Here is a 26,530-nt window from a genome sequence, read left to right as displayed (position 1 = left end):
TTTTTGATAGAAAACAAAAAACCAGCCCTTAGGCTGGTTTTTTCAATTAGCAGAGATTACCCGCTAATTTTTTTGTATTTCGTACGTTTTTGAGCAGCGTCATCACCTAAACGTGACTGGCGATATGCTTCATATTCTGCATAGTTACCCGCGTAGAATTCTGGCTGTTCATTTTCAAATGACAAGATATGTGTCGCAATACGGTCAAGGAACCAACGGTCATGCGATACCACCATTACCGTACCTGGGAATACAAGAATTGCATCCTCAAGCGCACGTAAAGTTTCAATATCCAAGTCGTTTGATGGCTCATCCAGTAAGATTACGTTTGCACCTAACTGTAAGATCTTCGCTAGTTGTAAACGGTTACGCTCACCACCAGATAATTCACCTACACGTTTTTGCTGATCTTGACCTTTAAAGTTAAAACGGCCGATATAAGCACGTGACGCGATTTCGTAATCACCGATTTTTAAGATATCTAAACCGCCAGAAACTTCTTCCCAAACAGTTTTATTATTATCTAGAGTGTCACGAATCTGACCAACATAAGCAACTTTAACTGACTCACCTAAGGTCACAGTACCTGTATCAGGTTGCTGTTCGCCGGTCATCATACGGAATAAAGTCGTTTTACCTGCACCGTTTGGACCAACGATACCAACAATCGCTGTTGGCGGTACAGTAAAGCTTAAGTTTTGGTACAGTAAGCGGCCGTCAAATGATTTACTGATGCCTTCCACTTCCACAACTTTGTTACCCAAACGTGGGCCAGGTGGAATATAGATTTCAGATGTTTCATTACGTTGCTGGAATTCTTTAGAGTTAAGCTCTTCAAAACGTTCCATACGCGCTTTGTTTTTCTTTTGCTGACCTTTAGCATTTGAACGAACCCATTCAAGTTCTTTTTTCAATGCTTTAGCAAAAGATTCTTCTTGTTTATTTTCCTGCTCTAAACGAGCATTCTTTTGTTCTAACCAAGAAGAATAGTTACCTTGATAAGGAATACCCATACCACGGTCAAGTTCAAGAATCCACTCAGCCACGTTATCCAAGAAATAACGGTCATGCGTAATCGCAACGATAGTGCCCGGGAAATCTTTCAAGAAACGCTCTAACCAAGTTACAGATTCTGCATCCAAATGGTTCGTCGGTTCGTCCAGAAGTAACATATCTGGTTTCGAGAGCAATAAACGGCAAAGTGCAACACGACGGCGCTCACCACCAGAAAGTAATGATACGTCTGCATCCCAAGCTGGAAGATTCAACGCATCCGCAGCAATTTCAAGCTGGTTGTTTAGGTTATGTGCATCCCAAGCATGGATAATTGATTCTAATTTTTCCTGCTCTTTTGCAAGTGCATCAAAATCTGCATCTGGGTCTGCATATTCTGCAAAAACCTGATCAAGACGCTCTAATGCATCTAAAGCTTCACGCACGCCATCTTCAACGTTACCACGAACGTCTTTAGTCGGATCAAGCGGTGGTTCTTGCTCTAAATAGCCGATTTTAATTCCAGGTTGTGCACGAGCCTCACCAGAGAAATCTTTATCTACGCCAGCCATAATACGAAGCAGGGTAGATTTACCTGCACCGTTCAAACCGAGCACACCAATTTTGGCACCCGGGAAAAATGATAAAGAGATGTCTTTTAAGATTTCGCGCTTTGGCGGAACCATTTTAGACACTCGGTTCATCGTATAAATATATTGGGCCACGCAGGACTCCTCAATTGAAAAACCAATACATCGCATAAAGCGATAAATAATCGCGCGTATTATACGCTGAAAACCTCATTGACTTGAAGTTATGATTTCCATCGTACGGATTTATCAAACAATTTTCTTTTTCAATAAGTTGCAAAATGTTTATGTATAAGATTTATACAGCATTTCAGCGTATATTTTTCTATCTTTATTCCTAAAATTAGAAAACAAACCAGAATTTCTGCAATTTTCAATATGAATTTTAGGCTAGACTCGCTCAATATTTAACTCACGAAGATGAAGTAATCATGACTTATAAAGATGAAACTCTAGCAATTCATGCTGGCTACTCACCAGAGGCAACCACAAAAGCTGTCGCGGTTCCTATTTATCAAACCACTTCTTATGCATTTGATAACACACAACACGGTGCCGATCTTTTTGATTTAAAAGTTCAGGGTAATATTTATACTCGCATTATGAACCCGACCACGGCTGTGCTTGAGCAACGCCTTGCTGCACTCGAAGGCGGAATTGGTGCTTTAGCCTTAGCTTCTGGTATGGCAGCAATTACTTACTCAATTCAGACCCTTACCGAAGCAGGAGACAATATTGCTTCTGTCTCAACTTTATATGGCGGAACCTATAATCTATTTGCTCATACCTTACCAAAACAAGGTATTGAAGTTCGCTTTTTTGATTACCAAAAGCCTGAAAGCTTACGAGAATTAATTGATGATAAAACTAAACTTGTTTTTGTTGAGTCGATTGGTAACCCACTCGGAAATATCATCGATTTAGAAGAAATTGCAAAAATCGCACATGAATATGGAGTGCCTGTCGTTGTCGATAACACCGTTGCCACCCCTGCTTTATTAAAACCTTTTGAATATGGTGCTGATATCGTTATTCATTCGCTTACTAAATATATCGGTGGACACGGTAATAGTATTGGTGGAGCGATTGTAGATAGCGGTAAATTCCCTTGGGGTAAATATCCAGAGCGTTTTAAAGTTTTGAACACGCCTGACCCAAGTTATCACGGGGTTAATTATGTTGAGGCATTAGGTGAGGCGGCCTATATAGCACGAGCTCGCGTTGTACCATTGCGTAATACAGGTGCGGCAATTAGCCCACTGAGTGTTTTCTTGATTTTACAAGGTTTAGAAACTCTAAACCTCCGCATGGAGCGTCATACTGAAAATGCGCAAAAAATTGCGGAATATTTAAAAAATCACTCTAAAGTAAAATGGGTCAATTACGCAGGTCTCACAGATCATCCTCAGCACCAGCTTGCTCAAAAATATGTAAAAGGGAAACCATCTGCAATTTTATCTTTTGGTGTACAAGATGGTCTCGAAGGGGGGACTCGCTTCATCGATGCTCTTCAATTATTTACTCGTCTCGTAAATATTGGCGATGCAAAAAGTTTGGCGTGTCATCCTGCAACCACGACTCATCGCCAGCTTAATGAACAAGAACTTAAATCTGCTGGTGTAAGCGAAGATATGGTTCGTCTTTCAATTGGAATTGAGCATATTGATGACTTAATTGCCGATTTAGACCAAGCACTTTCAGCCGTATAAATTTTAAACTACTCGACAAGCCTCTGGAAATAGAGGCTTTTTTATTTTTTACATATTCTACAGCTAAAAGCAATTAATGGATTAAGATACTATTTTAGAGTTTTTACTCTAAATAAATTGTTAAATTTCATATATTTACAGACTAGACAATTTTTAAACATCTATTAAGATAATAGCCATATTTATGAGTTCATTTGGATGAACCTACGGTTGTAAAAAATAAAAATTACATACCGGAATAAATAGTCCCTGCCCCTACTTAGGTAAAATGCTGTGAATAAAAAATTAGAAGCTCTGTTCCAGGAAAAGGTACAAGATAAAGTCATTTTAGTGACAGGCGCATCAAGTGGAATCGGATTAACGATTTCAAACAAACTTGCTGATGCTGGTGCTCATGTTTTACTTGTTGCCCGTACTCAAGAAACGTTGGAAGAAGTGAAAGCAGATATTGAAAGTCGTGGCGGTAAGGCAACAATTTTCCCATGTGATCTCAATGATATGGATACGATTGATCAAGTATCTAAAGAAATTTTAGCGACTGTTGATCACATTGATATTCTAATTAATAACGCAGGTCGTTCTATTCGCCGTGCCGTACACGAGTCTTATGATCGTTTCCATGACTTTGAACGCACGATGCAATTAAATTATTTTGGCGCAGTGCGCTTAGTGCTCAACATTTTGCCTCATATGATTCAGCGTAAAGATGGGCAAATTATTAATATTAGCTCGATTGGTGTATTGGCAAATGCGACTCGCTTTTCTGCCTATGTCGCATCTAAAGCAGCGCTTGATGCATTTAGTCGTTGCCTCTCTGCCGAGGTTCATGCACATAAAATCGCAATTACTTCAATCTATATGCCATTGGTTCGTACCCCAATGATTGCACCAACTAAAATTTATAAATATGTACCCACACTTTCACCTGACCAGGCTGCCGACTTAATTGCTTATGCAATTGTGAAACGCCCGAAACGTATGGCAACTAACTTAGGTCGTTTAGCTTCAATGACTTATTCGGTTGCGCCGGGCATCAACAATATGTTTATGTCGATTGGTTTCCGTTTATTCCCAAGTTCGGATGCAGCAAAAGGTGAAAAAACCGAGAAATTAAACTGGGCACAAAAAGCATATGCACGAATTTTCCCAGGTGAGCACTGGTAATTTTGAGTTGATGCCATAGTGAAAAAAAGCGCCTCAAATAAGGCGCTTTTTTTAATTAAAGAATTTATCAATCAAGAAATTGAACATGCCCTGTTTTTACATCGTAAATTGCACCCACAACTACAATGTCACCTCGCTCAACCATATCTTTGAGCACACTGCTGTTATTAATGATGTACTGGATGTTGTAGTGAACATTCATTGCGGTCACTTGGCTAATAAAAGCATTACCTAATTCACGTGGTTGCATAATGTCATATACGCTATCAACCGAATGCATTAATGGTCCAAGTACATATTGAATGTGTGGCATTTCCTTCACATCGGACACTTGCTTTTGCTCTAGACGCAATTGACATGCGCTCGTCACCGCACCGCAATCGGTATGTCCTAAAACAACGATTACTTTAGAGCCTTTAGCCTGACAAGCAAATTCAAGCGAACCCAGTACTTTTTGCCCAGCAATATTACCTGCAATTCGTAAGCTAAACAGATCACCAATACCCACATCAAAAATCATTTCGGTAGGTGCACGTGAATCCATACAACCAAGCACTGCTGCGATCGGATGCTGCCCTTCATCTGCAGTAACACGAATTTGTCGATAAATATCTCGTTGTAAACGTTCATTTTTTACAAAACGTTCGTTCCCTTCTTTAAGTAAGTTGACAACCTGTTGAGGACTCAGCTTTTGTTGCAAATCATGTGTACTAATATCAATATCAAGTACCGCATCATCAACGTCTTGATAGTGCTGTTTGAACCCGACCAGTTTAAGATTAACTTGGCGTTTAATAGCCGTTTCACTTTGATAATCTTGAATAACTTGATAGATATCAGGATCGATCGAATCACATTGAGTTGCATCAATAATGAGTTGCTGATGTTTATGTACATGTTCCAATGCTGAAATAAGCGCAGAACGATTAAGAAAAGTCACTTGTGATGGAAGTTCAATACGAGTCACTACGCCATGCAAGCGCTTCTCTCTATAAACACGAATACCTTTATTAAAATTACCATAGAGAATAAAAGCACTACTGGTAAACAGACCAATCAAAATTCCCATTAAAAGATCGGTCAATAAAATTGCAACTAAGGTAATAATAAAAGGTAAAAACTGTTTCCAGCCTTTTTGATAAAGCTGTTTAAATAGTTTTGGATGAGTAAGCTTAAAGCCTGTCAAGATTAAGATGGCAGCCAATGCAGACAAAGGAATCATGTTCATTAATGGCACGAAGAACAAAACCGCTAACAGCAACAATACACCATGAATAATAGTAGAGCATTTGCTACGTGCACCTGCATTTGCATTCACTGAACTACGCACAATAACGGAGGTCACCGGCATTCCACCAATTAAACCAGAAATGATGTTACCTGTGCCTTGCGCCCAGAGTTCACGGTTAGGAGGAGAAGAGCGTTTTTGAGGATCAATTTTATCTGCCGCTTCCAGATTCAATAATGTTTCTAAAGATGCCACGACAGCAAGCGTAATTGCTCCTGTGTAAATCATAGGTTCAGTTAAATAGCTAAAGTCAGGAAAAATTAAGACCTCTTCAGGTGCTTGCAATATATTCGGCAATTGAATGAGGTTATCAATTTGCACTGCCCATGCAGAGCCAATACTCACTAAAATAAAATTTAAACCCGCTGCAAGCACAACTGCGATTAGAGCGGAAGGTAAAGCTAGTTTTTTGAGTGGACTGCTGTCCCACGCTAAAATTAAAAATAAACTGAGCAACCCAATGAGCGCTGCTCCGCTATCGAAACGCTGAAGGAATGCATCAGGTGTTGATGTCCAAACCTGTTTCCATGAAAAATCAGAAAGCCCAAACAAATAAGGTAATTGGGTTGCAATCAGGATGACACCAATAGCGGCTAGTAATCCTAAAATGACATTATTTGGAATAAAGTTCGCAAAAAAACCTAACTTGAATAATCCAAATAGAATTTGCAGGACGCCGGCAAAAATAATACATAATAAAAAGGCGGCATAATTGCCGCCTAGTTGTTCCAACTGTACAAGAATGACGGCAGTCAGACCTGCCGCTGGGCCTGCAACGCTAATGTGGGAACCACTTAGCAAACCTACGATAATGCCGCCCACAATACCTGCAATAATACCAGAGATGATGGGAGCACCTGAGGCTAAAGCGATACCCAAGCACAGCGGTAATGCCACAAGGAATACGACGACTCCAGATAAGAGGTCTTTTAAATGAAATCTATTTTTCAGGTTTAAAACCGACATAAAACAACCATTTATAATAAAAAGAAATAAGCAAAGTTGTACTATTACAGCCTGAAAGTGAGTAAATGCTTCAAGGCTGGGTTGATGATGTCGAACAACTGAATATCATTAAAGTTTAGTTATGCTATAACGTTGTATAGTTGATTGTAGATTTGACAACGATTTTGTTGATCTTAAGATTCACCTCATCTTTAGGACTGCATTTTTCTTCACTACTTTTTAATTTAATAAATTTTAGAAAAATTCTTAACCAATAAAAAAGCCTCCAATTGGAGGCCTTTTTATTAATTAAAGACGCTTATTTAGAGCCTTTAATCCCTGCTTGTAGCAACAATGCACCTAAACCACCAATTTTTTGCTCTTGTGGTTTCTCTTGCTTGGCACGCTGAGGACGTTCAGCTTGATCTTTACGTGGTTGAGGACGTTTATTACCTTGAGGTTTACGTTCAAAACGTTGTTCTGTACTTTGCTCACGGCGTGGTGGACGCTGAGCTTTTACAGGTGCAGAACCTTCAGCACGCATACTTAAGTTAACGCGGTTACGTTCCACATCAACCTGCATAACACGTACTTGTACGATCTGGCCCGGTTTTACAACTTTATGCGGATCAGATACAAACTCATTTGCAAGTTCAGAAATATGAACTAAACCATCCTGATGTACACCAATATCAACAAAGGCACCAAAGTTTGTGACATTCGTGATCACACCTTCAAGTTGCATACCTTCTGTCAATTGACCAACTTCAGTAATATCTTCACGGAATTTAGCAGTGCGGAACTCTGGACGTGGGTCACGACCTGGTTTTTCAAGTTCAGCTAAAACGTCTTGGATTGTTGGTAAACCAAATTTGTCATCAACAAATTCATCAGCTTTTACTTGGCGAATGATTTCACTATTACCGATGATGTCTTTAACAGTTGTTGCTTTTGCTGCAACAATTTTCTCAACAAGACCATAACTTTCAGGGTGAACAGAAGAAGCATCTAAAGGCTCAGAACCATTTTGAATACGTAAGAAACCAGCCGCTTGTTCAAAAGTACGATCACCTAAACGTGGTACGCTTTTCAACGCTTGACGGTTGTCAAAACGGCCATGCTCTTTGCGGTATTCAACAATCTGTTGAGCAATTGCTTTGTTTAAACCTGCAATATAAGCCAAGATTGCTGGTGAAGCAGTATTTACATCAACCCCTACAGCATTCACACAGTCTTCTACCACTGCATCAAGTGTTTTTGCCAAACCAGTTTGGTTCACATCGTGTTGATATTGACCTACACCAATTGATTTCGGATCAATCTTCACAAGTTCAGCAAGTGGATCTTGTAAACGGCGAGCAATAGAAACTGCACCACGAATTGAAACGTCAAGCTCTGGAAGTTCTGCCGACGCAAGTTCACTTGCAGAGTAAACAGATGCACCCGCTTCACTTACAGTAATTCGTGTTAAATTCAGATCAGTATTTGCAGCCATCATTTCAGCAACAACAGCTTCTGTTTCACGGCTAGCTGTACCATTACCAATTGCAATGAGCTCTACATTATATTCACGGCATAGACGTGCAAGTTCAGCAATTGAGCCTTCTTTATCATCTTTTGGAGCAAATGGATAAATCGTGCTGTGAGCAAGTACATCACCTGCATCGCTGATCACTGCCAGTTTCACACCAGTACGAATACCAGGGTCAACACCCAAAGTCGTACGGCTACCAGCTGGCGCTGACAATAATAAATGACGAAGATTTTCAGCAAATACCTGCATTGCTTCTGCTTCAGCAGTAAGACGTTTTTCTGTTAGCAATGAATGTTCGATTTGAGGACGAATCTTGCCTAACCAGAATAATTTTGCAGTTTGCTTTAAGAAATCCTGACGTGCTTGAGGTTGAATTTGCTCAAGGTTATATTCAGTTTCAATACGTGCCAATGGAGCGTCATCTTCACCATCTACTTTCAAACCCAATACGTTTTCTTGACGACCACGTAACATCGCTAATAAACGATGAGAAGGTAATTTGTTTAGACCTTCAGAAAATTCAAAATAATCACGGAATTTTTTACCAACTTCTTTCTTTTCTTCAGATGCAACCGCACTTTTTAAAACCGCAGTTTTTGCAAAAGTTGTTTTTAATTCTGTAGTAAGTGAAATATTTTGTGCCCAGTCATCAATCAAAATATGCTGAATCGCATCTAACTGACTTTCAACATCTGGATAGTCTTCATGACTGAATCCAGCCAATGCTTCTGTCGGGTCAACTTGTTCTGCAATAATTTTTTCAGCAATTGGTCCTAAACCTGCTTCTTTTGCTTTAAAAGATTTACTTGTACGCTTAGGGCGATACGGTGCATAAAGTTCTTCTAAAGCATTTTTTGTTTCGGCAGCATTCACTCGTGCCAACAAGTCATCACTCAATTTATTCTGTTCTTGCAATGACTGAATAACTTTTTCACGGCGCTCATATAAATCACGTAAATACGCTAAACGAGTATCTAATTGGCGTAACTGCGTATCATCTAAACCTTGTGTTACTTCTTTACGGTAACGGGCAATAAATGGAACACTGGCACCTTCATCAATTAAGCGGATGGCAGCTTCTACTTGGTTTGGACGTACGGCAAGCTCACTTGCCAACTGCTGAACTAAGTCAGTCATCGTGTTTGATCCCACAAGGATAAAGTTTAAAAGCACTGATTATAAAGACCAAGCCCATAAAATCCACACTTGTTTGCGTATTCAAAACGTTTTTTTGTATTGACTCTGAATATTTATGCTTTTTAAGCCGACTAGAGCACATAAAAACAGATATTTAAGTCTAAAAATTTTAAAGCTGGACCCGAACTTTACTGCTCATAAAATTACCAATGCATAACTTATGTCATGAAGCTGAAAATTTTTTATTATAATTTATGAGAAAATGATCATATTGATACAGCCCTCAAAAGATAAAAATATAGAGATTCAACAAGGTTTTATTCTTCTAAATTTTTATCGAACCCAACGACTTGCCTACTTCAATACTTAAAAACGCTACAACAATCAAGTTTACACATATAAAATAACCTATTTTAAACAATGAGTTATTAGTATTTAATTATTAAAAAATTATCAAATATTTCAGTATTTGTTTTTTTAGATCAGTCTTTGCTAAATTATGGGCTTAAGATGTTGTTTTTTGGTTTCAAACCACCTCGAAAATTGTAATTTTGAGCAAATTGATACATAGTCTTAACAAGAACATCGGCATTATACTGAGGGCTTGTTGGCAATAAGCCTCACCGACCCAATAATATATAAATTATGACTTTAAAAGGGAGTACATCATGAGTTTAGTTGTACCTGCTGAACATCCTGAAACCGTACACAACGAAACGGATCGTGTCGAACGTATTTTAGTGGTCGATGACGATGTGCGTTTACGTACCCTCTTGCAACGTTTTTTGGAAGATAAAGGCTTTGTTGTAAAAACTGCCCATGATGCTTCTCAAATGGACCGTCTATTACAACGTGAGTTATTTTCACTTATCGTACTCGACTTTATGTTGCCAGTTGAAGATGGCTTAAGTATTTGCCGTCGTTTACGCCAATCAAATATTGATACACCAATCATCATGTTAACAGCACGCGGTAGCGATTCAGACCGTATTGCAGGTCTTGAAGCTGGTGCAGATGATTACTTGCCAAAACCATTTAATCCAAATGAACTTTTAGCCCGTATCCGTGCTGTATTACGTCGCCAAGTTCGTGAAGTTCCTGGTGCTCCAAGCCAACAAGTTGAAGTTGTGAGCTTTGGTCCATGGTCTTTAGACTTGTCTACTCGCACACTGACACGCGAAGGACAAATCGTTACCTTAACGACTGGCGAATTTGCAGTATTAAAAGCCTTGGTACAACATCCACGTGAACCATTAACACGCGACAAACTCATGAATTTGGCTCGTGGCCGTGAATGGGGTGCAATGGAACGTTCAATTGACGTTCAAGTCTCTCGCCTACGCCGTTTAATCGAAGATAATCCTGCACGTGCACGTTATATCCAAACGGTATGGGGCGTGGGTTATGTATTTGTTCCAGATGGTGCGGAATAAGCTTGAGATAAAATAGAGTGAGTCTAGAACCAATAGCGCCACAAAACTTTACTGATTACGCGACCTACTCAGAACGGAAACGAACTCGGTGGGAACGTTTCCTCGACAAAATTAAGCCACGCTCTGCTGCCATGCGTACCACTATTCTGGTACTGCTGGTAGTATTTTTTAGCTTATTTATGTCGTTATGGTTCTTTTGGCGCACTCTTTACTTACCTGAAATTCAACAACACGCTCGTTATCTTGCAGTTGAACTTGAGCTCGTCAATAACCCGGATATACGGATTTTTCACCGCGGAAATGAAGTCGATATTGATGAGTGGTTACGTAATCGTGTTGGTATTGAATATGTTACCAACCCTAAAGAATATCCAAGTGTCCGCGATAAAGTAATTGCTGAGTTATTTACCAATCAAATCGAGCAAAAGCTTGCAAATGAGATTGGGGCTAAGGATGTTACGGTTTATTTCCAGTTTAAGCCTAGCCCACGTATCTGGATTCAAACACCTGAAATGCATGGGAACTGGGTCCGCGAGCCTTTAAAAACCTATGCAAACTATAGTCCTGAACTCTTAATTGGTTGGGTCGTTGGCGTTCCATTACTGTCGGCTATCATTATTTTGATTTTGGTCAGACAAATGAACCGTCCTCTGCGTCGTTTGCAGAATGCTGCCAATGAATATAGTAAGTCTGGAACTGCACCTTACTTAGATACCAATCACGGTCCACTAGAAATACGCCAAGTAAACCAAGCCTTTAATCGCATGGTCTATACGCTTGATCAAACCGAGCGTGAAAGACGTATTATGTTGGCCGGTATTTCACATGATTTGCGCACTCCTCTAACACGCATCCGCTTAACAGCAGAAATGCTACCTGATGAGTTCTTACGTGAAGGTCTGGTCTATGATGTAGACGATATGGATGCAATTCTTAATCAGTTTATCTCGTATATGCGTGATGGCTCAGATGAAGAGTTGAAAGACACCAATATCAATATGCTTTTGCAAGAACTTGTTGTCCAGTTCAAGCCGCTTGATATTCACTTCGAGATGCAGGATGTGCCCATCATTCCAGCACGTAGCCTTTCTTTAAAGCGACTGATTGCCAACCTGATTAATAATGCAAAACGCTATGGTGCTGAACCCATAGATCTAAGTGCAAAAGTTGAAAATGAAAATATTTTAATTACCGTTGCCGATCATGGTGAAGGTATTCCGCCAGATCAAATTGAAGATTTAATGCAGCCTTTTGTCCGTGGAGACGCCGCAAGAACAATTCAAGGTAGTGGACTTGGACTGGCGATTGTCAAACGTATTGTCGATATTCATCATGGTGAAATTCAAATTCACAACCGTGAACAAGGTGGTTTAGAAGTTATTATTTCTTTACCTATTCCAAAACCAGTTACTGAAGAAAATAGCTCGATCAATCCATTAGAAAAAATAAAACAAACTTTTAGTGAGCGCTTTTAATTTAACCAATTAATTATTAAAGGCCTCATTTTAAAGACAAATAAAATAATTAAAAATCAATAAAATAAAAACCATAAATATAATTTATACCACCATTTATTTACAAAATTAGACCTTAGCCTAACACCTATGCACTTTTCAATTTTTCATAGCTAAAATCGCCTATGTTTTGACAATTCTGAGGATGTCCAATGTCTTTAAGTCGTATTCGCCTAGCTTCTCTTCATGACAAGGTCATCAGTGCTGAACAAGCTGCACAATTCATCGAAGATGGAATGACTGTAGGTATGAGTGGTTTTACTCGTGCTGGTGAAGCTAAAGCTGTTCCACAAGCACTTGTAGAACTTGCAAAGAAAAATCCGTTAAAAATCACGTTAATTACGGGTGCAAGCTTAGGTAACGACTTAGACAAACAACTCACGGAAGCAGGTGTTTTATCTCGTCGTATGCCATTCCAAGTGGACAACACTTTACGTCGTGCCATTAACAATGGCGAAGTTATGTTTATTGACCAACATTTATCTGAAACTGTTGAGCAAATGCGCAACCAACAACTTAAACGTCCTGATGTTGCAGTAATTGAAGCAATTGCAATTACTGAAGATGGCGGCATTATTCCAACAACTTCTGTAGGTAACTCTGCAAGTTTTGCTATTTTTGCCGAGAAAGTTATTGTTGAGATCAACACATCTTTAAGCGAAAGCTTTGAAGGTTTGCACGACATCTACATTCCAACTTACCGCCCAACACGTACTCCAATTCCATTAACAAAAGTGGATGAGCGTATTGGTACATCAGCAATCCAAATTGATCCTGCAAAGATTGTCGGTATTGTATTTAACGATACTCATGACTCACCATCAACGGTAACTCCGCCAGATGATGAAACTCAAGGTATTGCGAACCACCTTATTGCTTTCTTTAATAAAGAAGTTGCTGAAGGTCGTTTACCGAAGAGCCTTGGCCCATTACAAGCGGGTATCGGTTCTATTGCCAATGCTGTATTAACTGGTTTAAAAGATTCTGACTTTGAAGACCTCATCATGTACTCAGAAGTATTACAAGACTGTACTTTTGAATTAATTGATGCAGGCAAAATGAAATTTGCTTCTGGTAGTTCAATTACGCTTTCTGCAAAATGTGGTGAAAAAGTTTTTGGCAATATCGAAGCTTACAAAGACAAATTAGTACTTCGTCCACAAGAAATTTCTAACCACCCTGAACTGGTTCGCCGTTTAGGTATTATCGGCATTAACACTGCGCTTGAGTTTGATATTTACGGTAATGTGAACTCAACTCACGTATGTGGTACTAAAATGATGAACGGTATTGGTGGTTCAGGTGACTTCGCTCGTAACGCTCACTTGGCGATCTTTGTGACTAAATCAATTGCTAAAGGCGGCGATATCTCTTCTATCGTGCCAATGGTGAGCCATGTTGACCACAGTGAACATGATGTTGATATTTTAGTGACAGAGCAAGGTTTAGCAGACTTACGCGGTTTAGCACCTCGTGAACGCGCTCGTGTTGTTATCGACAATTGTGTACACCCACTTTATCGTGATGCATTAAATGATTACTTTGATCGTGCTTGTGCTAAAGGTGGACACACTCCTCATTTACTTCGTGAGGCATTGTCTTGGCATGCAAACTTCGAAGAAACAGGTCAAATGCTTCAAGCAGCACCAGTTGCAAAATCAGCTTAAATAACGGGTTAAATTCAAGCACTCCTACGGGGGTGCTTTTTTATTTGTTTAAATTATTAATAAACACTGCTCAAGCCCGAATTTTTATTTTATCTTTTGAGCACATCAAAACAAAAAGTAGAAATCTATATGTTTATCATTCGTCAATTTACAAATGCGGATCTGGAAGATGTCGTCATTTTATGGGAAAGCTGCGGTCTAACTCGTCCTTGGAATAATCCTGAAACCGATATTTTCAGAAAAGTCTCACAACAAGATGATTTATTTCTAGTTGCGATTAAAGATGAGCAACTCATTGGCACGCTGATGGGCGGCTATGACGGCCATAGAGGCTGGATTAATTATTTGGCTGTTCATCCCCACCAACAACGCTTAGGAATAGCTACAGCGCTTGTTCAGCAGCTTGAAAAACGGCTGATTGCGCGAGGCTGCCCAAAACTTCAATTATTGGTGCGTAAAGATAATTTGAATGTACTGAATTTTTATGAACAGCTCGGTTATGACGAAGTAGAAGCGGTATGTTTAGGAAAACGTCTAATTAACGATAGTTCACATGATTAGAGCCTTACTTATTGTCATTTTGGCATAACACAGAAAATAAACTGAGTTTGGGGATAAGTGAGTGTACTTGTGGATAAATCTCATTTTACCCACAACTAAACAAATAATGGTTCAGATAAAATCACAAGCATGAAAAAAGCCTCATACGTTATGTATGAGGCTTTTTCGAATATGGTGGCGAGACCCAGGATCGAACTGGGGACACACGGATTTTCAATCCGTTGCTCTACCTACTGAGCTATCACGCCGTTGGCCTGTATTAAGCCGTATCTCAGAACAATAGTCAACAATTATCCTGAGTTTTTGATTTAACTGAGTATTTTTTATACTTAAAAAAAATCCCTGATGGGATCAGGGATTGAAAACACATATAATGGTGGCGAGACCCAGGATCGAACTGGGGACACACGGATTTTCAATCCGTTGCTCTACCTACTGAGCTATCACGCCAAAGTGGGCATATTAAACAATGTTTATATGACAACGTCAAGCAACTTCCGTGTTTTTTGTAACAAGTGATTATTTTTAAATCATCATCAAATACAAACTGGGCTTTTAATGGTGTAATTTACCAATATGAGCCAAACAACGATGAATTGCGCCACAGCCTGGCTCAAAAATTTTAACGCCTTTTGACTCTTCTATACGACAAGCTTCTTCAACCAATCGCTCAGCTACCCCACGACCACGGTTAGCAGGGTGAACAACAATATATTCAAGGACCTTGCTTTCACCTTGTCCTGAAGACCAGATTGCACCTATAATTTTGGTGTTAAATTCAGCAGTGTATAGCGTGGTATACTGTTGTAAATCTTGTTCAAGTTGTTCAATCGCATCGTGCCCGTCACCAAACTCCGGACTTGTATCATACAGTCGCTCAAGCTGATCGCGAATCTCTGAATTATCTAGAGAACTATAAGCATGTACGGTAATAGGCATTGATTAACCCTCCTGAGCAAACTATGATGCTGTCACGAATTCGTCACAGCGAAATTATCGTTACATCCAATCATTTTTGACGTTTTTTGAGGAACGTGTCCATGACGCAACGTATCAGTGAAGTGGTTAGAAATACCAATGAAACCAAAATTCGAGTTCGATTAAATCTCGACGGTACTGGTCAAGGCACACTAAACACTGGAGTTCCATTTTTAGACCATATGATTGATCAAATCAAGCGACATGGCTTATTTGATATCGATATTCATTGTGACGGAGACCTCGATATTGATGATCACCACACCGTAGAAGACTGTGGAATCACGCTTGGACAAGCTTTTGCACAAGCTTTAGGCGATAAAAAAGGTTTAAAACGCTACGGTCATTTTTATGCACCATTAGACGAAGCTTTATCTCGCGTTGTTGTAGATTTATCTGGTCGTCCGGGTTTATTCATGGATATTCCATTTACTCGTGCGCGCATCGGTACCTTTGATGTCGATTTATTTTCTGAGTTTTTCCAAGGTTTTGTAAACCATGCGCTTATGACCTTACACATTGATAATTTGAAAGGTAAAAATAGCCACCATCAAATTGAAAGTGTGTTCAAAGCGCTAGCTCGCGCTTTACGTATGGCATGTGAAGTTGATCCACGTGCAGAAAACACGATTGCATCGACAAAAGGTAGCCTCTAATGACACGTATCGCGTTACTTGATTATGGCATGGGCAATCTACACTCAGCAGCTAAAGCACTTGAGTATGTGGGCGCTACAGTCGATGTGACCAATGATCCAAAATTAATTGCACAAGCCGACAAAATTGTTTTTCCGGGCGTTGGTGCAATGCGTGACTGTATGCAAGGCATGCGTGAAGCAGGTATTGATGAAGTCGTACGTAACGCTGCTTTTAATAAGCCAGTTCTTGCGATTTGTGTAGGCATGCAAGCATTACTACAAAGTTCTGAAGAAAATGGCGGTGTAGACGCACTCGGTATTTTTGACGGTGTAGTAAAGCACTTCCCTCAAATGGAAGGCTTAAAAGTACCGCACATGGGCTGGAATCAAGTTCATCAACTGGACCCAAACCACCCAATGTGGAAGAACATTGAGCAAGATGCCCGCTTCTACTTTGTACATAGTTACTATGTCGAACCAAAAGATGAAAGCTTAGTTGCTGCAACCTGTGACTATGGCGTGAACTTCTGCACAGCGATTCACAAAGATAATTTATTCGCGACTCAATTCCACCCAGAGAAAAGTCATACTGCTGGTTTGCAGTTACTTAAAAACTTTGTGGAATGGAATATTTAATCTGATTTAAAACTAAAAAAGATCAGGTCTAGATGGCCTGATCTTTTTTTTTATTTATAATAACAACCAAACATTTATAGAATGATATTTTATTCAACAAAATATTGAATATTTATACTTTCAAATAAAACCAAATGATTAGGATAAACACAATGAATTCACCTTTTGAAAATCAGCCTATTCAGCAGGATTCACCCTTTAAGGCAAATGGTCGTTTCGGTCGACTCTCTTACGCTGCTTGGACCTTCCTATTTACGCTAACCCTCGCTGCTGTTGTTCTACTTATTATTTTTACTTTCGGACTTACACAAAATGAGGGCGCTCCAGGCTTTACTGCGCCGGGCATAGTCTCTATTGCAATTCTCTATATCGTTGGTATTTATATTAGCTTCGTATTTACTATTCGCCGTTTGCATGACCGTAATAATACAGGATGGCTATCTTTACTCATGCTCGTACCAGTCGTAAATATTGGCTTTGCCATTTATTTATTCTGTGCAAAAGGTACGGAAGGCACTAATGATTATGGCCCAAAACGCACAACCCTTGGCTGGGAACGTGTTTTGGGTTGGATTTATATTGTGATCATTCCACTCGCATTTGTTTTCGGAGTTATTGTTGCAATGATGGTTCCGAGTTATCAAAGTTATATCGAAAGAAGTGAAAGTATTGAAATTGGAACACCTTCTCAGTCGCAATAATTTTAAAGACAGTCATAAAGCCTAGTTCTCTAGGCTTTATTCATATATAAAGCTAATAGCTCAATTCTTTTGTATGCTGTTAAATATGTCCGAAGCCTCCCCCCTCCTTGATAAAGCCTCTATTCAGCAACTTCCTCCTTTTGAAAATCTTAATCATCAAAATATTGTGGTCCTTGAAAATATTGAGCAATGCAAAAGTATCGAAGAGGAATTAAAAGTCATTAGTATTTTTGGCTTTGATTCAGAATCTAAACCGACTTTTCGAGTAGGCGAAGTCTCAACAGGTCCACATCTGATTCAACTTGCTACAGAAGACAAAGCCTATTTATTTCACGTCAATTCATCGACTTTAAAATTTTTACAGCCCATTTTGTCTAACCCTCAGCAAATTAAAGTCGGCTTTGGCCTTAAAAATGATAAACACATTTTTCATAAAAAAGGCATTGAACTGGAAAGTTGTGTCGATCTTGCTAAAGGCTTTAGCCACTTCGGTTTTACACAGCAAATGGGTGTACAAAAAGCGGTTGCACTGTTATTTGGGCAATATCTTGCAAAGTCGAAAAAAATTGGAACTTCAAATTGGGCACGAAAGCCGCTTAGCTCCCAGCAAATCAGCTACGCTGCTGCCGATGCGTATGCTGCTTTATTGGTATTTGAAGAGCTCAGAAAACAAAAACTATTACCCACTCACATTTCTCAAACTATTCAAACTGCACTTCAAGCGTAAAGTTATAAAAGTCTTTTCTAAGGCTTAGCGATTGATCAATACTTTGCTAAGATGTGCAAAATTTCATAATCATGATGAAGCAAGGAGCGGAAGCATGCTAATCATTCCTGCAATTGACCTGAAAGATGGTAAATGTGTGCGTTTAAAACAAGGACGTATGGAAGACGATACCGTTTTCTCTGATGATCCGGTTGCAACTGCCCAACATTGGGTAAATGAAGGCGCACGTCGTTTGCATTTGGTCGATTTGAATGGCGCTTTCGCAGGCACTCCAATTCATAAGCCTGTTGTTGAAGCAATTGCTAAAGCTCAGCCAGAATTACCAATTCAAATTGGTGGTGGTATTCGCTCATTAGAAACAATTGAACATTACTTAGAAGCTGGCGTGACTTTTGTCATTATTGGTACTAAAGCAGTTCAAGAGCCTGAATTTGTAGAAGAAGCTTGTAAACGCTTTGCTGGCCACATCATTGTTGGTATTGATGCCATAAATGGTATGGTTGCAACTGACGGCTGGGCAAACGTTACTGACGTTAAAGCAACTGACTTAGCAAAACGCTTTGCAGATGCAGGTGTGTCTAGCATTGTTTACACAGATATTGCACGTGACGGCATGATGCAAGGTGTAAACGTTGAGCAAACTGTAAACTTGGCTCAATACTCAGGTTTACCAGTGATTGCTTCGGGTGGTGTAACTAACCTTGATGATGTTCGTAACTTAAAAGGCCAACCAGGCATTTTAGGTGCAATCACAGGTCGTGCAATTTATGAAGGTACTCTAAACCTTCGTGAAGCTCAGCTTTTATTAGATGAAAACCGTCTTTAATTTTTAAGATGTAAAAAAAGAGCCTGTTTAGGCTCTTTTTTTATTTTTGATTAACTTTAATTTAATAATTTTTCTAAATCGATAACCTCATCTGCAAGCTCCATTGCATAAGGTGAATGCGTAATCATAATTACGGATGGAACGACCTGCTGAATATATTTAAGGATATTTTTTGCAGTACCTACATCTAAAGCTGCGGTCGGTTCATCTAAGATTATGAGTTGAGGGCGAGCCAAAAGACCTCGAAGAATACAAATTCTTTGCTTTTCCCCTCCTGAAAAATTCTTATAAATTTCAGTTAGATCATCATCGAGCGTTAATTGATGTTTTTTCAAAATATGCAACAAATTAAACTGCTCAAGCATCTGAAGTAAGTAAGAATCTTCATATATATGCTGAGAGTTATAGACCAAATTCTCCCTTAAAGAATAAGGAAAAATAACTGGCTGCTGTGCAAGATAAATGACCTCATCAAAAATAGGCTGAGAAAAGTTATGACTAATATCAATGCTTTTATACAAAAGCTGTCCTGATTGAATCTGATATACCCCCATTAAATAATTCATCAGAGAAGTTTTCCCCAGACCTGTTTGGCCAATCACGACATATGTTTTATTGGCTAATATTGTTAAATTAAATTGATCTACTGCTCTTTTACCTAATAAAAATTTAGCATCTATAAACTGGAAGAGAGTTTCCGAAGCTTTAATAGCAGAATGTGTATATTGTTCTTTCTTGAGGTTAAAGTACTGTCGATATTTTGCTAAGGCCACAAAGTTTCCATTTAAGCGCATCAAGCTTTGGGAAACAGCCAAAAATGGATTGGTGAGTTGAATAATATAAGTACTTATCAATACGAAAGCACCTGGAGTTAATTGCTTTTCAGTTGAAAGAAATACGGTAAATAACATAAAAATAAGTAAGAATAAAAAAATCATGAACAATTGAGAAATCATCAATAGTCCTATTTTCTTATTCCTATCTTTTGCTGTTGTGATATACAAATCTAGGGTGTCATTAAATTTTGACAATTGAAATGGTACTGCATTTTTCACTTTAATTTCATAGGAGTTAGATATTTGATGTATCAAATGACTATTCACTTGATTATCTTGTTCATACATGGCGTCAAATAGTGAGCTACTTGTTTTATTTATATGAAAGGAAACTATAAAAATAACGATAGCTATTAATAAAAAGCTAATACTAAAAACTAGGCTAATGGTCGTAAATAAAACTGCAAAAATCATCACCAATTGTAAAATAATCGGTCCCAAATGAAGAAGCAACGTTAAATTAATCTCACCAAAAGCAGAACTCCCTCTTTCAAGATCACTGATTACTGTTCCAGCCTCAATTTGATCTTGTTCATTTTTTTTAAGATTTAAATAATTTTTTAAGCCTGCAGAAATTAATGCTCCTTTGAAATCAACCATCAAATAAGCACCAAAAATATTTTGTGTCCAATGGCATAACTCATTCACCAACCATGCAGTCGCGTAAGCAAGTACAATTAGATATAAAAAATTAAATGGGAGTTGAATATTAAGAAAAAAGTTATATTCATGTGCAGAATAATCGATAATAATTTTCAGCAGGTATGGCAATAATGTTGTAAAGAATGCTGCAAACATTACTAATAAAAACATGAGAAACATACTACTCTTCTGTTTCTTATAATTTTCTTTAGAAACCTGCCATATAAATTTATAGTTCTGAATATCTTGCGAACTTAATAAAAATTTCATTTCTGTATCTTTTTCTATTAAAACGAGTTAAAAATAATTTCATTACACAAGAAATATTATAACTTGCCTTATTTATTATTCTTCATGTTTTCTTAATTACACTTATAATTTTTTAAATAAGTGTAATTCTCTATATAAAATTTAATAACTCTCATAATTTTAAAAGAATTTTTATAAAGACTTTAAAATCAATACACCACATTACGAATAAACTTAAGTACTTGGTTACCACTATTGATATAGGTGTAAGTCACTGAACTAGCATATATAAATGAAGAACCAGCAACAATGGTTTTTGAACTATCTGCAAATTGTATGGTCAACTCACCTTCTAACACATAAATAAGCTCTTGCCATCCTTCCGGGTCTGCTTCAGCAACATAAGACTCCCCTACTGCTAATGACCACGTCCAAAGCTCAACTTGCGAACGGGACGGAACTGAGGCTAATAGAGTTGCATTACTTTCTTCTTTTTTACCTTGCCAAGCAAGTGCATTGACCAAAGCTTGTTCTTTATGCTCAGGTGCACTCACAATCGTTCTAAAATCCACACCCAACACCGCCGCAATCGCATCGAGTTTAGCTAAGCTAATATTGACCTGCCCTGTTTCCAAAGCTGCGATTGTCCGTCTGCTCACCCCTGCCTGATCGGCCAAGTCCTGTTGGCTTAAATCTCGTTCATCTCTTAAGGAACGAATGTTTGTGCCGACATGCTGTAAAACGGTACTGGACTGGCTCATAAATTAACGTAGCAAATAAAATATGAGCAATATATTGCACAAAATAGAAGAATAGCGCAATATGTGCAGTATATTGCACAATTCTTTCTAATTTGAATATGTCACCAATTTCTTTGAGTTCAAGCAAAGCCCCCCAGTTAGCACTCGTTTTAATTACGATCATTTGGGGTGGAACATTCCTTACTGTGCAATATGCACTGAATTTTTCATCGCCTATGTTTTTTGTGGGCTGCCGCTTTGCTATCGCGGCGCTTACCTTGCTGCTTATTTCGTTAAAGAGTATTAAAGGCATTACTTTAAAAGACTTAGGCGCTGGCAGTGTGATTGGCTTAGTCATTGCGGCAGGTTATGGCACACAGACGATTGGTCTTCAGACTATTCCAAGTAGTGAATCTGCATTTTTAACGTCACTTTATGTGCCGCTTGTTCCACTTTTAATGTGGCTCATCTTTAGAAAAGTTCCACACATTATGACTTGGGTGGGAGCAGTCCTTGCTTTTGCTGGTCTTATTTTATTGACAGGTAATGGTTTTGAAAAAATCTCTTTAAGTTTTGGACAGCTTGTAACAGTACTCGGATCACTTGCGATTGCTTTAGAAATTATTTTTATTAGTTACTTTGCTGGAAAAGTAAATTTACGTCGTGTCACCGTCATTCAACTCGGTGTAGCCTCTCTGGTTTCTTTTGCCATTATGCCTGCGGTGGGTGAACATACAATTCCTGCATTTTCATGGCCACTTGTACTCCTTGCTGTTGCATTAGGTTTAGCCAGTGCACTTATACAATTTGTGATGAACTGGGCTCAACGTATGGTTGATCCTTCCCGTGCTGCAATTATTTATGCAGGAGAGCCTGTTTGGGCAGGAATTATTGGTCGAATTGCGGGTGAGCGTTTACCAGTTATCGCTCTTTTGGGTGGTGCCTTAGTGGTATTAGGTGTTTTAGTGAGTGAATTAAAACTTAAGTGGCCAAGCAAAAAAGTCAAAAGTATACGAGAATAAAAAAAGAGAGCTTAATGCTCTCTTTTTTAGCTATTATTTTTTCTTCAATGAAATACAAGGCTGATAGTACTCAACCGTTGGCATTGGATCATAAAAGGGATGGAGCAATGCTTTCCATTCCTGATAAGCATCAGACTTTCTAAACCCTTCTGTATGATTTTCAATCTCATTCCAAGAGATCATTAAAATATAATGATGTGGGTCAGTTGCATGTCTAATGAGTTGGACAGCATTGAAGCCCTCCATTGGATAAACAATATGTTTAGCTTGCTCAAAAGCCTCAAGAAATGCTTCACTTTGCCCAGACTTTATACTCAAATGCACATGTTCAATAATCATGATTTATTGATACATCGGACGGTTATCATTTAAAGCAATCAATCCACGAATTGCACGATATACAATCCAGATCCATGCAGCACCAATTACACCCACACAGAATACGGTCGATGAGATTGCAACGCCTGCAAATAGATCGGTATTTTCACCCGTGAAAAACAAGAAAATAAACGGCAAAAAGGCAATAATATTCCAAGCGAGATACCACCAGAATGTTCTGATTTGCCATGTAAAGTGGCTCGCAAAAATTGAACCTTGCACATCTGAACGTTTTACATAGTTAATAATTAAAGCAATAACCGCAAGTAAGCCGCCTGTAAAAATAGCGACAATATAAAGTACATATAAAATAAGCGTTAAAGTACGATTTGAATCTTGGTCGATAGAACTATTCATTTTTATACCTCTCAAGTTTAATAAAACAATTTACTTTTATGAGCCCCGCAATACGTTTAAGGGAGAAATTAGCCACAAAATCAAAAGTAAATGAAGGAATATGGTACAAAAATAAATCTTACGGAATGGTTGTTTTTGTGTTTTATGTCTCAGTTTTTGTTGTGCCCACCATGCAGCAGGCCAGCCTCCTAAAAAGCTGACAATGTGCAATGTTTGCTCAGGCACACGGCGATTACCCAATTGTGCAGCTTCTTTATCTTGTGAATATAGCCAGTAACTCAGCACATTCATCATTAAAACAAGCAATAAGGTATAGGCTGGTAAAACATGAATAAAACTCATGATGCCCATTAAAACGAAATAAAACACGATCCCCATTTGCATTGCAGACCATGGTTTAGCTTGAAATGAAGATTGTGTTTTCGCTGGCTTTGAGGCTTTACGAGTTTGAGATGCTTTTAAATAAGTGACCTGCTGGGCACGAAAGCGACCTTGTTCATCGAGAATAATCAGATATTCCAGCGCACAGCCAATAATTGGCCGAGGACCAGGGCGTGCAAAATCTTTGATATGCAAAAAGACTCGCTCTTTTTCAGCATCATCTGGCTGAATAAAGCCATAACCTTTTTCGTCGAACCATTCGACTAATCGCCCCTGATCTCGCATCTTTATTCCTTTATCCTTTTACGTGGCTCAAACGATCTTGCATCATTGCTCGCATTTCTTGCGGATCTTTTTGCAAAATGTCATCACCTGTACGTCCTTCTTCTTTATTTTTTTGAGCAACTTGCAAACGCATTGACCAAAAACGACATGCCGCCATTGCTAAGAATACATCTAAACACTCAAGTTCATCAGAAGTAAGCACACGAACTTTTTGATATGCCTCTAAGTAAGCTGCCACTTTGTCAAAGTTTAAATGTGCTGCTGGATATTCGGTACAAAAATCATTGATGGTAATCGCAATATCAAATAGCAATTCATCTTGATTTAATTCGTAAAAATCTAAAATACCTTGTAATTGCTCACCTTCAAACAAAGTATTGTCACGGAACAAATCTGAATGAATAAAACCTGTTGGTCGGTTTGAATACTGCGCTGTTTTAGCATTAAAAGCTTGATAGACCTGCTCAAGTAACGTTTGGTCATCTTGAGTCATATTGGGTTTAAGCTGCTCGGCAACACCTGTCCAGTATTGATGATCACGTCTATATTCACGCTCAAGCGGAAAATCTTGTAAAGCCACATGCAGTTTCGCCTGTGCATCTGCAATTGCGGCAACTTGCGCTACTGTGGTTTGCATGGGATGGTCACCCATGAGACGTGGTGCAATCTGTGCAGGCTTGTCTGCAATCACATGAACCGCTTGTCCGTTATGTTTTAACGGCACAGCAACAGGTACATCATGAGTTCCCAATTGTTCAAGAACAGGAATGAGCTCGCCTGCCCCTTGTGCATCTAACTCTTCAAACACGGTAAGTACATATTGTTTGCGGTTTACATCAACCAGAAAATAATTGGTGTTTTGAATACCTCCCTGAATTGGGTTCAGCTCCAACACCTCTAATCCATAAGGTGCAGCAAAGGTGCGAACTTCATCTAAACTCAACGGGGTATAAACCGACATGGAAAACCTGCAAAAAACATCTGTGAAGTTTGATAGAATACCTCTTCCCTCCATGAAGGTGTAGCGCCTGTGTAGGAACTTTCACCAACGGCGATTATTTTTGGAAAAAGCTATGCTTGCTAAACGTATTATTCCTTGCCTAGACGTTGATAACGGACGCGTAGTTAAAGGCGTTCAATTCCTCGATATTCGTGATGCTGGCGACCCTGTTGAAGTGGCACGTCGCTATAACGAACAAGGTGCAGACGAAATTACTTTCTTAGACATTACCGCTACACATCATGGACGCGATACCACTTACCGTACTGTTGAACGTATGGCCGAGACTGTATTTGTGCCATTAACTGTCGGTGGTGGTGTACGTAAGGTTGAAGATATTCGTGCGTTATTAAATGCAGGTGCAGACAAAGTGAGTATTAACTCGGCTGCCGTATTTAACCCAGAATTTGTTCAAGAAGCTTCTCAGCACTTTGGCGCACAATGTATTGTGGTTGCGATTGATGCCAAAAAAACTGGCGACAACAAATGGGAAATCTTTACTCATGGTGGCCGTAAACCAACGGGTATTGATGCCATTGAGTGGGCAGTACAGATGGCGGACTACGGTGCGGGTGAGTTACTCATTACCAGTATGGATGCCGATGGTACGAAAGCAGGCTACGACATTGCTTTAATGCGTGCCATTAATGACCGCGTTACCATTCCAACGATTGCATCAGGTGGTGTAGGTAACTTACAACACCTTGCAGACGGTATTTTACAAGGTGGTGCTGATGCAGTATTGGCGGCAAGTATTTTCCACTTTGGCCAATATACCATTCCAGAAGCTAAACAATATTTAGCTGAACAAGGCATCGAAATGCGCTTGTAAGCTTATTGATATTTAAAGGGGCGATATGCCCCTTTTTTTATGCAGCACCGTCTACTGCATTCACCTCAGTATTAAGTTCAGGCTTTTCTTTTTTCTCGACCCATTTTGCAGGAAAGATTTTTTCTACAGCTTGAGATAATGGTCTAGCAAATGCAGGTGGTAAACGAACACCCAAAGGATTTTGTTCTTTTAAATCTGCCGAAGACACCACACGTGTTCCCATCACATAGTCAAACCAAGGTTTGGTCACACACCAATTAGCGTCTTGATTAGAGTTCATATGGTGATCGTAGTGCCAAGGAATTTTACGCTTTGCCCAGTCAGGCTCCAGATGTGCACGGCGATGAATATAATAATAATTACCAGCACTGTACCAAGCTGCAAGTGCCATGCCTTTTGAAAACGGGTAAAAAATTGCGCTTGAAACGGTTGCCACTACAGCAAGAGAAATTAACTCATTTTTAGTTCGCCAGTTGCCAACGCCCTCCACATAGCAATCATCATGAAATTGCTGCTTACGGACTTCACGATGGTGTGCCCAATGAGACTCCATACTTTTTGGCACTGGGCTATAGCGCGGTTTTCCAGCACGGTGTACACCATGCAAAATATATTTATGCGCTACCCATTCAAATGCATTCGCAACCGCAATTCCTGCAATAAACCCTTTTAACATCGCCTAACTCCTTTTTCTTTTATTCAGAATATAAAATTCGCTATGCTAGGTATTGACCAGAATTTATGGTTTCATTGACAAATCACGACAAG

At 39.1% G+C, this 26,530-nt stretch carries 24 protein-coding genes, 2 tRNA genes and 1 pseudogene; 14 read left to right on the top strand and 13 right to left on the bottom strand.

The features are described from left to right. Nucleotides 1-56: 56 nt before the first annotated feature. Nucleotides 57-1,718 carry an energy-dependent translational throttle protein EttA gene (gene ettA / locus F935_RS16710; RefSeq protein ID WP_004639772.1) on the bottom strand — a complete coding sequence of 554 codons (1,662 nt, stop codon included), beginning with the start codon at nt 1,716-1,718 and terminating at the stop codon, nt 57-59. 296 nt (nt 1,719-2,014) lie between these two features. On the opposite strand from ettA, the gene F935_RS16705 reads away from it, so the two are divergent. Beyond that, nucleotides 2,015-3,292 (top strand): O-acetylhomoserine aminocarboxypropyltransferase/cysteine synthase family protein, encoded by a 1,278-nt coding sequence (locus F935_RS16705; RefSeq protein WP_016139960.1) that lies wholly within the window; start codon nt 2,015-2,017, stop codon nt 3,290-3,292. Nucleotides 3,293-3,565: 273 nt separating this feature from the next. Next, nucleotides 3,566-4,456 carry an SDR family NAD(P)-dependent oxidoreductase gene (locus F935_RS16700; RefSeq protein ID WP_016139959.1) on the top strand — a complete coding sequence of 297 codons (891 nt, stop codon included), beginning with the start codon at nt 3,566-3,568 and terminating at the stop codon, nt 4,454-4,456. A gap of 67 nt (nt 4,457-4,523) precedes the next feature. On the opposite strand, the gene F935_RS16695 is transcribed toward F935_RS16700, so the two are convergent. Beyond that, on the bottom strand, nt 4,524-6,710 hold the full coding sequence (locus tag F935_RS16695; protein WP_016139958.1) for a SulP family inorganic anion transporter: 2,187 nt from the start codon (nt 6,708-6,710) through the stop codon (nt 4,524-4,526). A 298-nt stretch (nt 6,711-7,008) separates the two neighbouring features. Then, nucleotides 7,009-9,360 (bottom strand): Tex family protein, encoded by a 2,352-nt coding sequence (locus F935_RS16690; RefSeq protein WP_016139957.1) that lies wholly within the window; start codon nt 9,358-9,360, stop codon nt 7,009-7,011. Nucleotides 9,361-10,028: 668 nt separating this feature from the next. On the opposite strand from F935_RS16690, the gene ompR reads away from it, so the two are divergent. From ompR to F935_RS16670, 5 genes and pseudogenes are all read left to right on the top strand, one after another. Next, nucleotides 10,029-10,793, top strand: a complete 765-nt coding sequence (gene ompR / locus F935_RS16685; protein ID WP_000060753.1) for an osmolarity response regulator transcription factor OmpR — start codon at nt 10,029-10,031, stop codon at nt 10,791-10,793. Between the two features lie 17 nt (nt 10,794-10,810). Next, nucleotides 10,811-12,268 (top strand): ATP-binding protein, encoded by a 1,458-nt coding sequence (locus tag F935_RS16680; RefSeq protein ID WP_016139956.1) that lies wholly within the window; start codon nt 10,811-10,813, stop codon nt 12,266-12,268. Between the two features lie 27 nt (nt 12,269-12,295). Next, nucleotides 12,296-12,424, top strand: a pseudogene (locus F935_RS18660) (hypothetical protein). A 35-nt stretch (nt 12,425-12,459) separates the two neighbouring features. Next, nucleotides 12,460-13,974 (top strand): acetyl-CoA hydrolase/transferase family protein, encoded by a 1,515-nt coding sequence (locus F935_RS16675; RefSeq protein WP_003653872.1) that lies wholly within the window; start codon nt 12,460-12,462, stop codon nt 13,972-13,974. Nucleotides 13,975-14,103: 129 nt separating this feature from the next. Next, a complete protein-coding gene (locus F935_RS16670; RefSeq protein ID WP_004789884.1) occupies nt 14,104-14,535 on the top strand; it encodes a GNAT family acetyltransferase in 432 nt (143 codons plus the stop codon). 172 nt (nt 14,536-14,707) lie between these two features. Here the strand turns inward: F935_RS16670 and F935_RS16665 are convergent. The 3 genes from F935_RS16665 to F935_RS16655 form a co-directional block, all read right to left on the bottom strand. Then, nucleotides 14,708-14,783, bottom strand: a tRNA-Phe gene (locus F935_RS16665). Nucleotides 14,784-14,909: 126 nt separating this feature from the next. Then, a tRNA-Phe gene (locus F935_RS16660) sits at nt 14,910-14,985 on the bottom strand. 105 nt (nt 14,986-15,090) lie between these two features. Then, nucleotides 15,091-15,474 carry a GNAT family N-acetyltransferase gene (locus F935_RS16655; RefSeq protein WP_004789887.1) on the bottom strand — a complete coding sequence of 128 codons (384 nt, stop codon included), beginning with the start codon at nt 15,472-15,474 and terminating at the stop codon, nt 15,091-15,093. A 101-nt stretch (nt 15,475-15,575) separates the two neighbouring features. Between F935_RS16655 and hisB the strand changes: the two genes are divergently transcribed. From hisB to hisA, 5 genes are all read left to right on the top strand, one after another. Further along, the gene (hisB, locus tag F935_RS16650) at nt 15,576-16,169 is read left to right on the top strand and encodes an imidazoleglycerol-phosphate dehydratase HisB (protein WP_004639787.1); all 594 of its coding nucleotides are present in this window, start codon (nt 15,576-15,578) and stop codon (nt 16,167-16,169) included. Then, the gene (hisH, locus tag F935_RS16645; protein ID WP_016139955.1) at nt 16,169-16,786 is read left to right on the top strand and encodes an imidazole glycerol phosphate synthase subunit HisH; all 618 of its coding nucleotides are present in this window, start codon (nt 16,169-16,171) and stop codon (nt 16,784-16,786) included. Before hisB ends, hisH begins: the two co-directional genes overlap by 1 nt. 152 nt (nt 16,787-16,938) lie before the next feature. Then, nucleotides 16,939-17,487 carry a DUF805 domain-containing protein gene (locus tag F935_RS16640; RefSeq protein ID WP_016139954.1) on the top strand — a complete coding sequence of 183 codons (549 nt, stop codon included), beginning with the start codon at nt 16,939-16,941 and terminating at the stop codon, nt 17,485-17,487. An 85-nt stretch (nt 17,488-17,572) separates the two neighbouring features. Beyond that, nucleotides 17,573-18,214 carry a 3'-5' exonuclease gene (locus F935_RS16635; protein ID WP_016139953.1) on the top strand — a complete coding sequence of 214 codons (642 nt, stop codon included), beginning with the start codon at nt 17,573-17,575 and terminating at the stop codon, nt 18,212-18,214. A 94-nt stretch (nt 18,215-18,308) separates the two neighbouring features. Next, nucleotides 18,309-19,040, top strand: coding sequence for a 1-(5-phosphoribosyl)-5-[(5-phosphoribosylamino)methylideneamino]imidazole-4-carboxamide isomerase (hisA, locus tag F935_RS16630; RefSeq protein ID WP_016139952.1), 732 nt, complete (start codon nt 18,309-18,311; stop codon nt 19,038-19,040). Nucleotides 19,041-19,096: 56 nt separating this feature from the next. Here the strand turns inward: hisA and F935_RS16625 are convergent, their stop codons facing one another. Together F935_RS16625 and F935_RS16620 are read right to left on the bottom strand one after the other, a co-directional pair. Next, nucleotides 19,097-20,788: an ATP-binding cassette domain-containing protein gene (locus tag F935_RS16625; protein WP_016139951.1), complete on the bottom strand. Its 1,692-nt coding sequence runs from the start codon at nt 20,786-20,788 to the stop codon at nt 19,097-19,099. 188 nt (nt 20,789-20,976) lie between these two features. Then, nucleotides 20,977-21,528, bottom strand: coding sequence for a helix-turn-helix domain-containing protein (locus F935_RS16620; RefSeq protein ID WP_016139950.1), 552 nt, complete (start codon nt 21,526-21,528; stop codon nt 20,977-20,979). Between the two features lie 98 nt (nt 21,529-21,626). Between F935_RS16620 and F935_RS16615 the strand changes: the two genes are divergently transcribed. Continuing rightward, a complete protein-coding gene (locus tag F935_RS16615) occupies nt 21,627-22,529 on the top strand; it encodes a DMT family transporter (protein WP_016139949.1) in 903 nt (300 codons plus the stop codon). A gap of 33 nt (nt 22,530-22,562) precedes the next feature. Here the strand turns inward: F935_RS16615 and F935_RS16610 are convergent, their stop codons facing one another. From F935_RS16610 to F935_RS16595, 4 genes are read right to left on the bottom strand one after another with little or no spacing between them, the layout of a single operon-like run. After that, complete coding sequence (locus F935_RS16610) at nt 22,563-22,868, bottom strand: antibiotic biosynthesis monooxygenase family protein (RefSeq protein ID WP_016139948.1); 306 nt, start codon at nt 22,866-22,868, stop codon at nt 22,563-22,565. A gap of 3 nt (nt 22,869-22,871) precedes the next feature. Beyond that, nucleotides 22,872-23,264, bottom strand: a complete 393-nt coding sequence (locus F935_RS16605; protein ID WP_016139947.1) for a DUF4870 family protein — start codon at nt 23,262-23,264, stop codon at nt 22,872-22,874. 36 nt (nt 23,265-23,300) lie between these two features. Beyond that, nucleotides 23,301-23,930 carry a DUF1294 domain-containing protein gene (locus F935_RS16600; protein ID WP_016139946.1) on the bottom strand — a complete coding sequence of 210 codons (630 nt, stop codon included), beginning with the start codon at nt 23,928-23,930 and terminating at the stop codon, nt 23,301-23,303. Between the two features lie 10 nt (nt 23,931-23,940). Continuing rightward, complete coding sequence (locus F935_RS16595; protein ID WP_016139945.1) at nt 23,941-24,891, bottom strand: homoserine kinase; 951 nt, start codon at nt 24,889-24,891, stop codon at nt 23,941-23,943. A gap of 112 nt (nt 24,892-25,003) precedes the next feature. Between F935_RS16595 and hisF the strand changes: the two genes are divergently transcribed. Beyond that, nucleotides 25,004-25,762, top strand: coding sequence for an imidazole glycerol phosphate synthase subunit HisF (hisF, locus tag F935_RS16590; protein ID WP_004789907.1), 759 nt, complete (start codon nt 25,004-25,006; stop codon nt 25,760-25,762). Between the two features lie 37 nt (nt 25,763-25,799). On the opposite strand, the gene F935_RS16585 is transcribed toward hisF, so the two are convergent. Next, nucleotides 25,800-26,438, bottom strand: coding sequence for a hypothetical protein (locus F935_RS16585; RefSeq protein ID WP_016139944.1), 639 nt, complete (start codon nt 26,436-26,438; stop codon nt 25,800-25,802). Nucleotides 26,439-26,530: the final 92 nt, after the last annotated feature.

This window comes from Acinetobacter calcoaceticus ANC 3811 (genome assembly GCF_000399665.1).
Taxonomy (GTDB): Bacteria; Pseudomonadota; Gammaproteobacteria; order Pseudomonadales; family Moraxellaceae; genus Acinetobacter; species Acinetobacter calcoaceticus_B.
The sequence above is the reverse complement of the archived record's forward strand: the minus strand, read 5'-3'. Positions and strand labels throughout refer to the sequence as shown.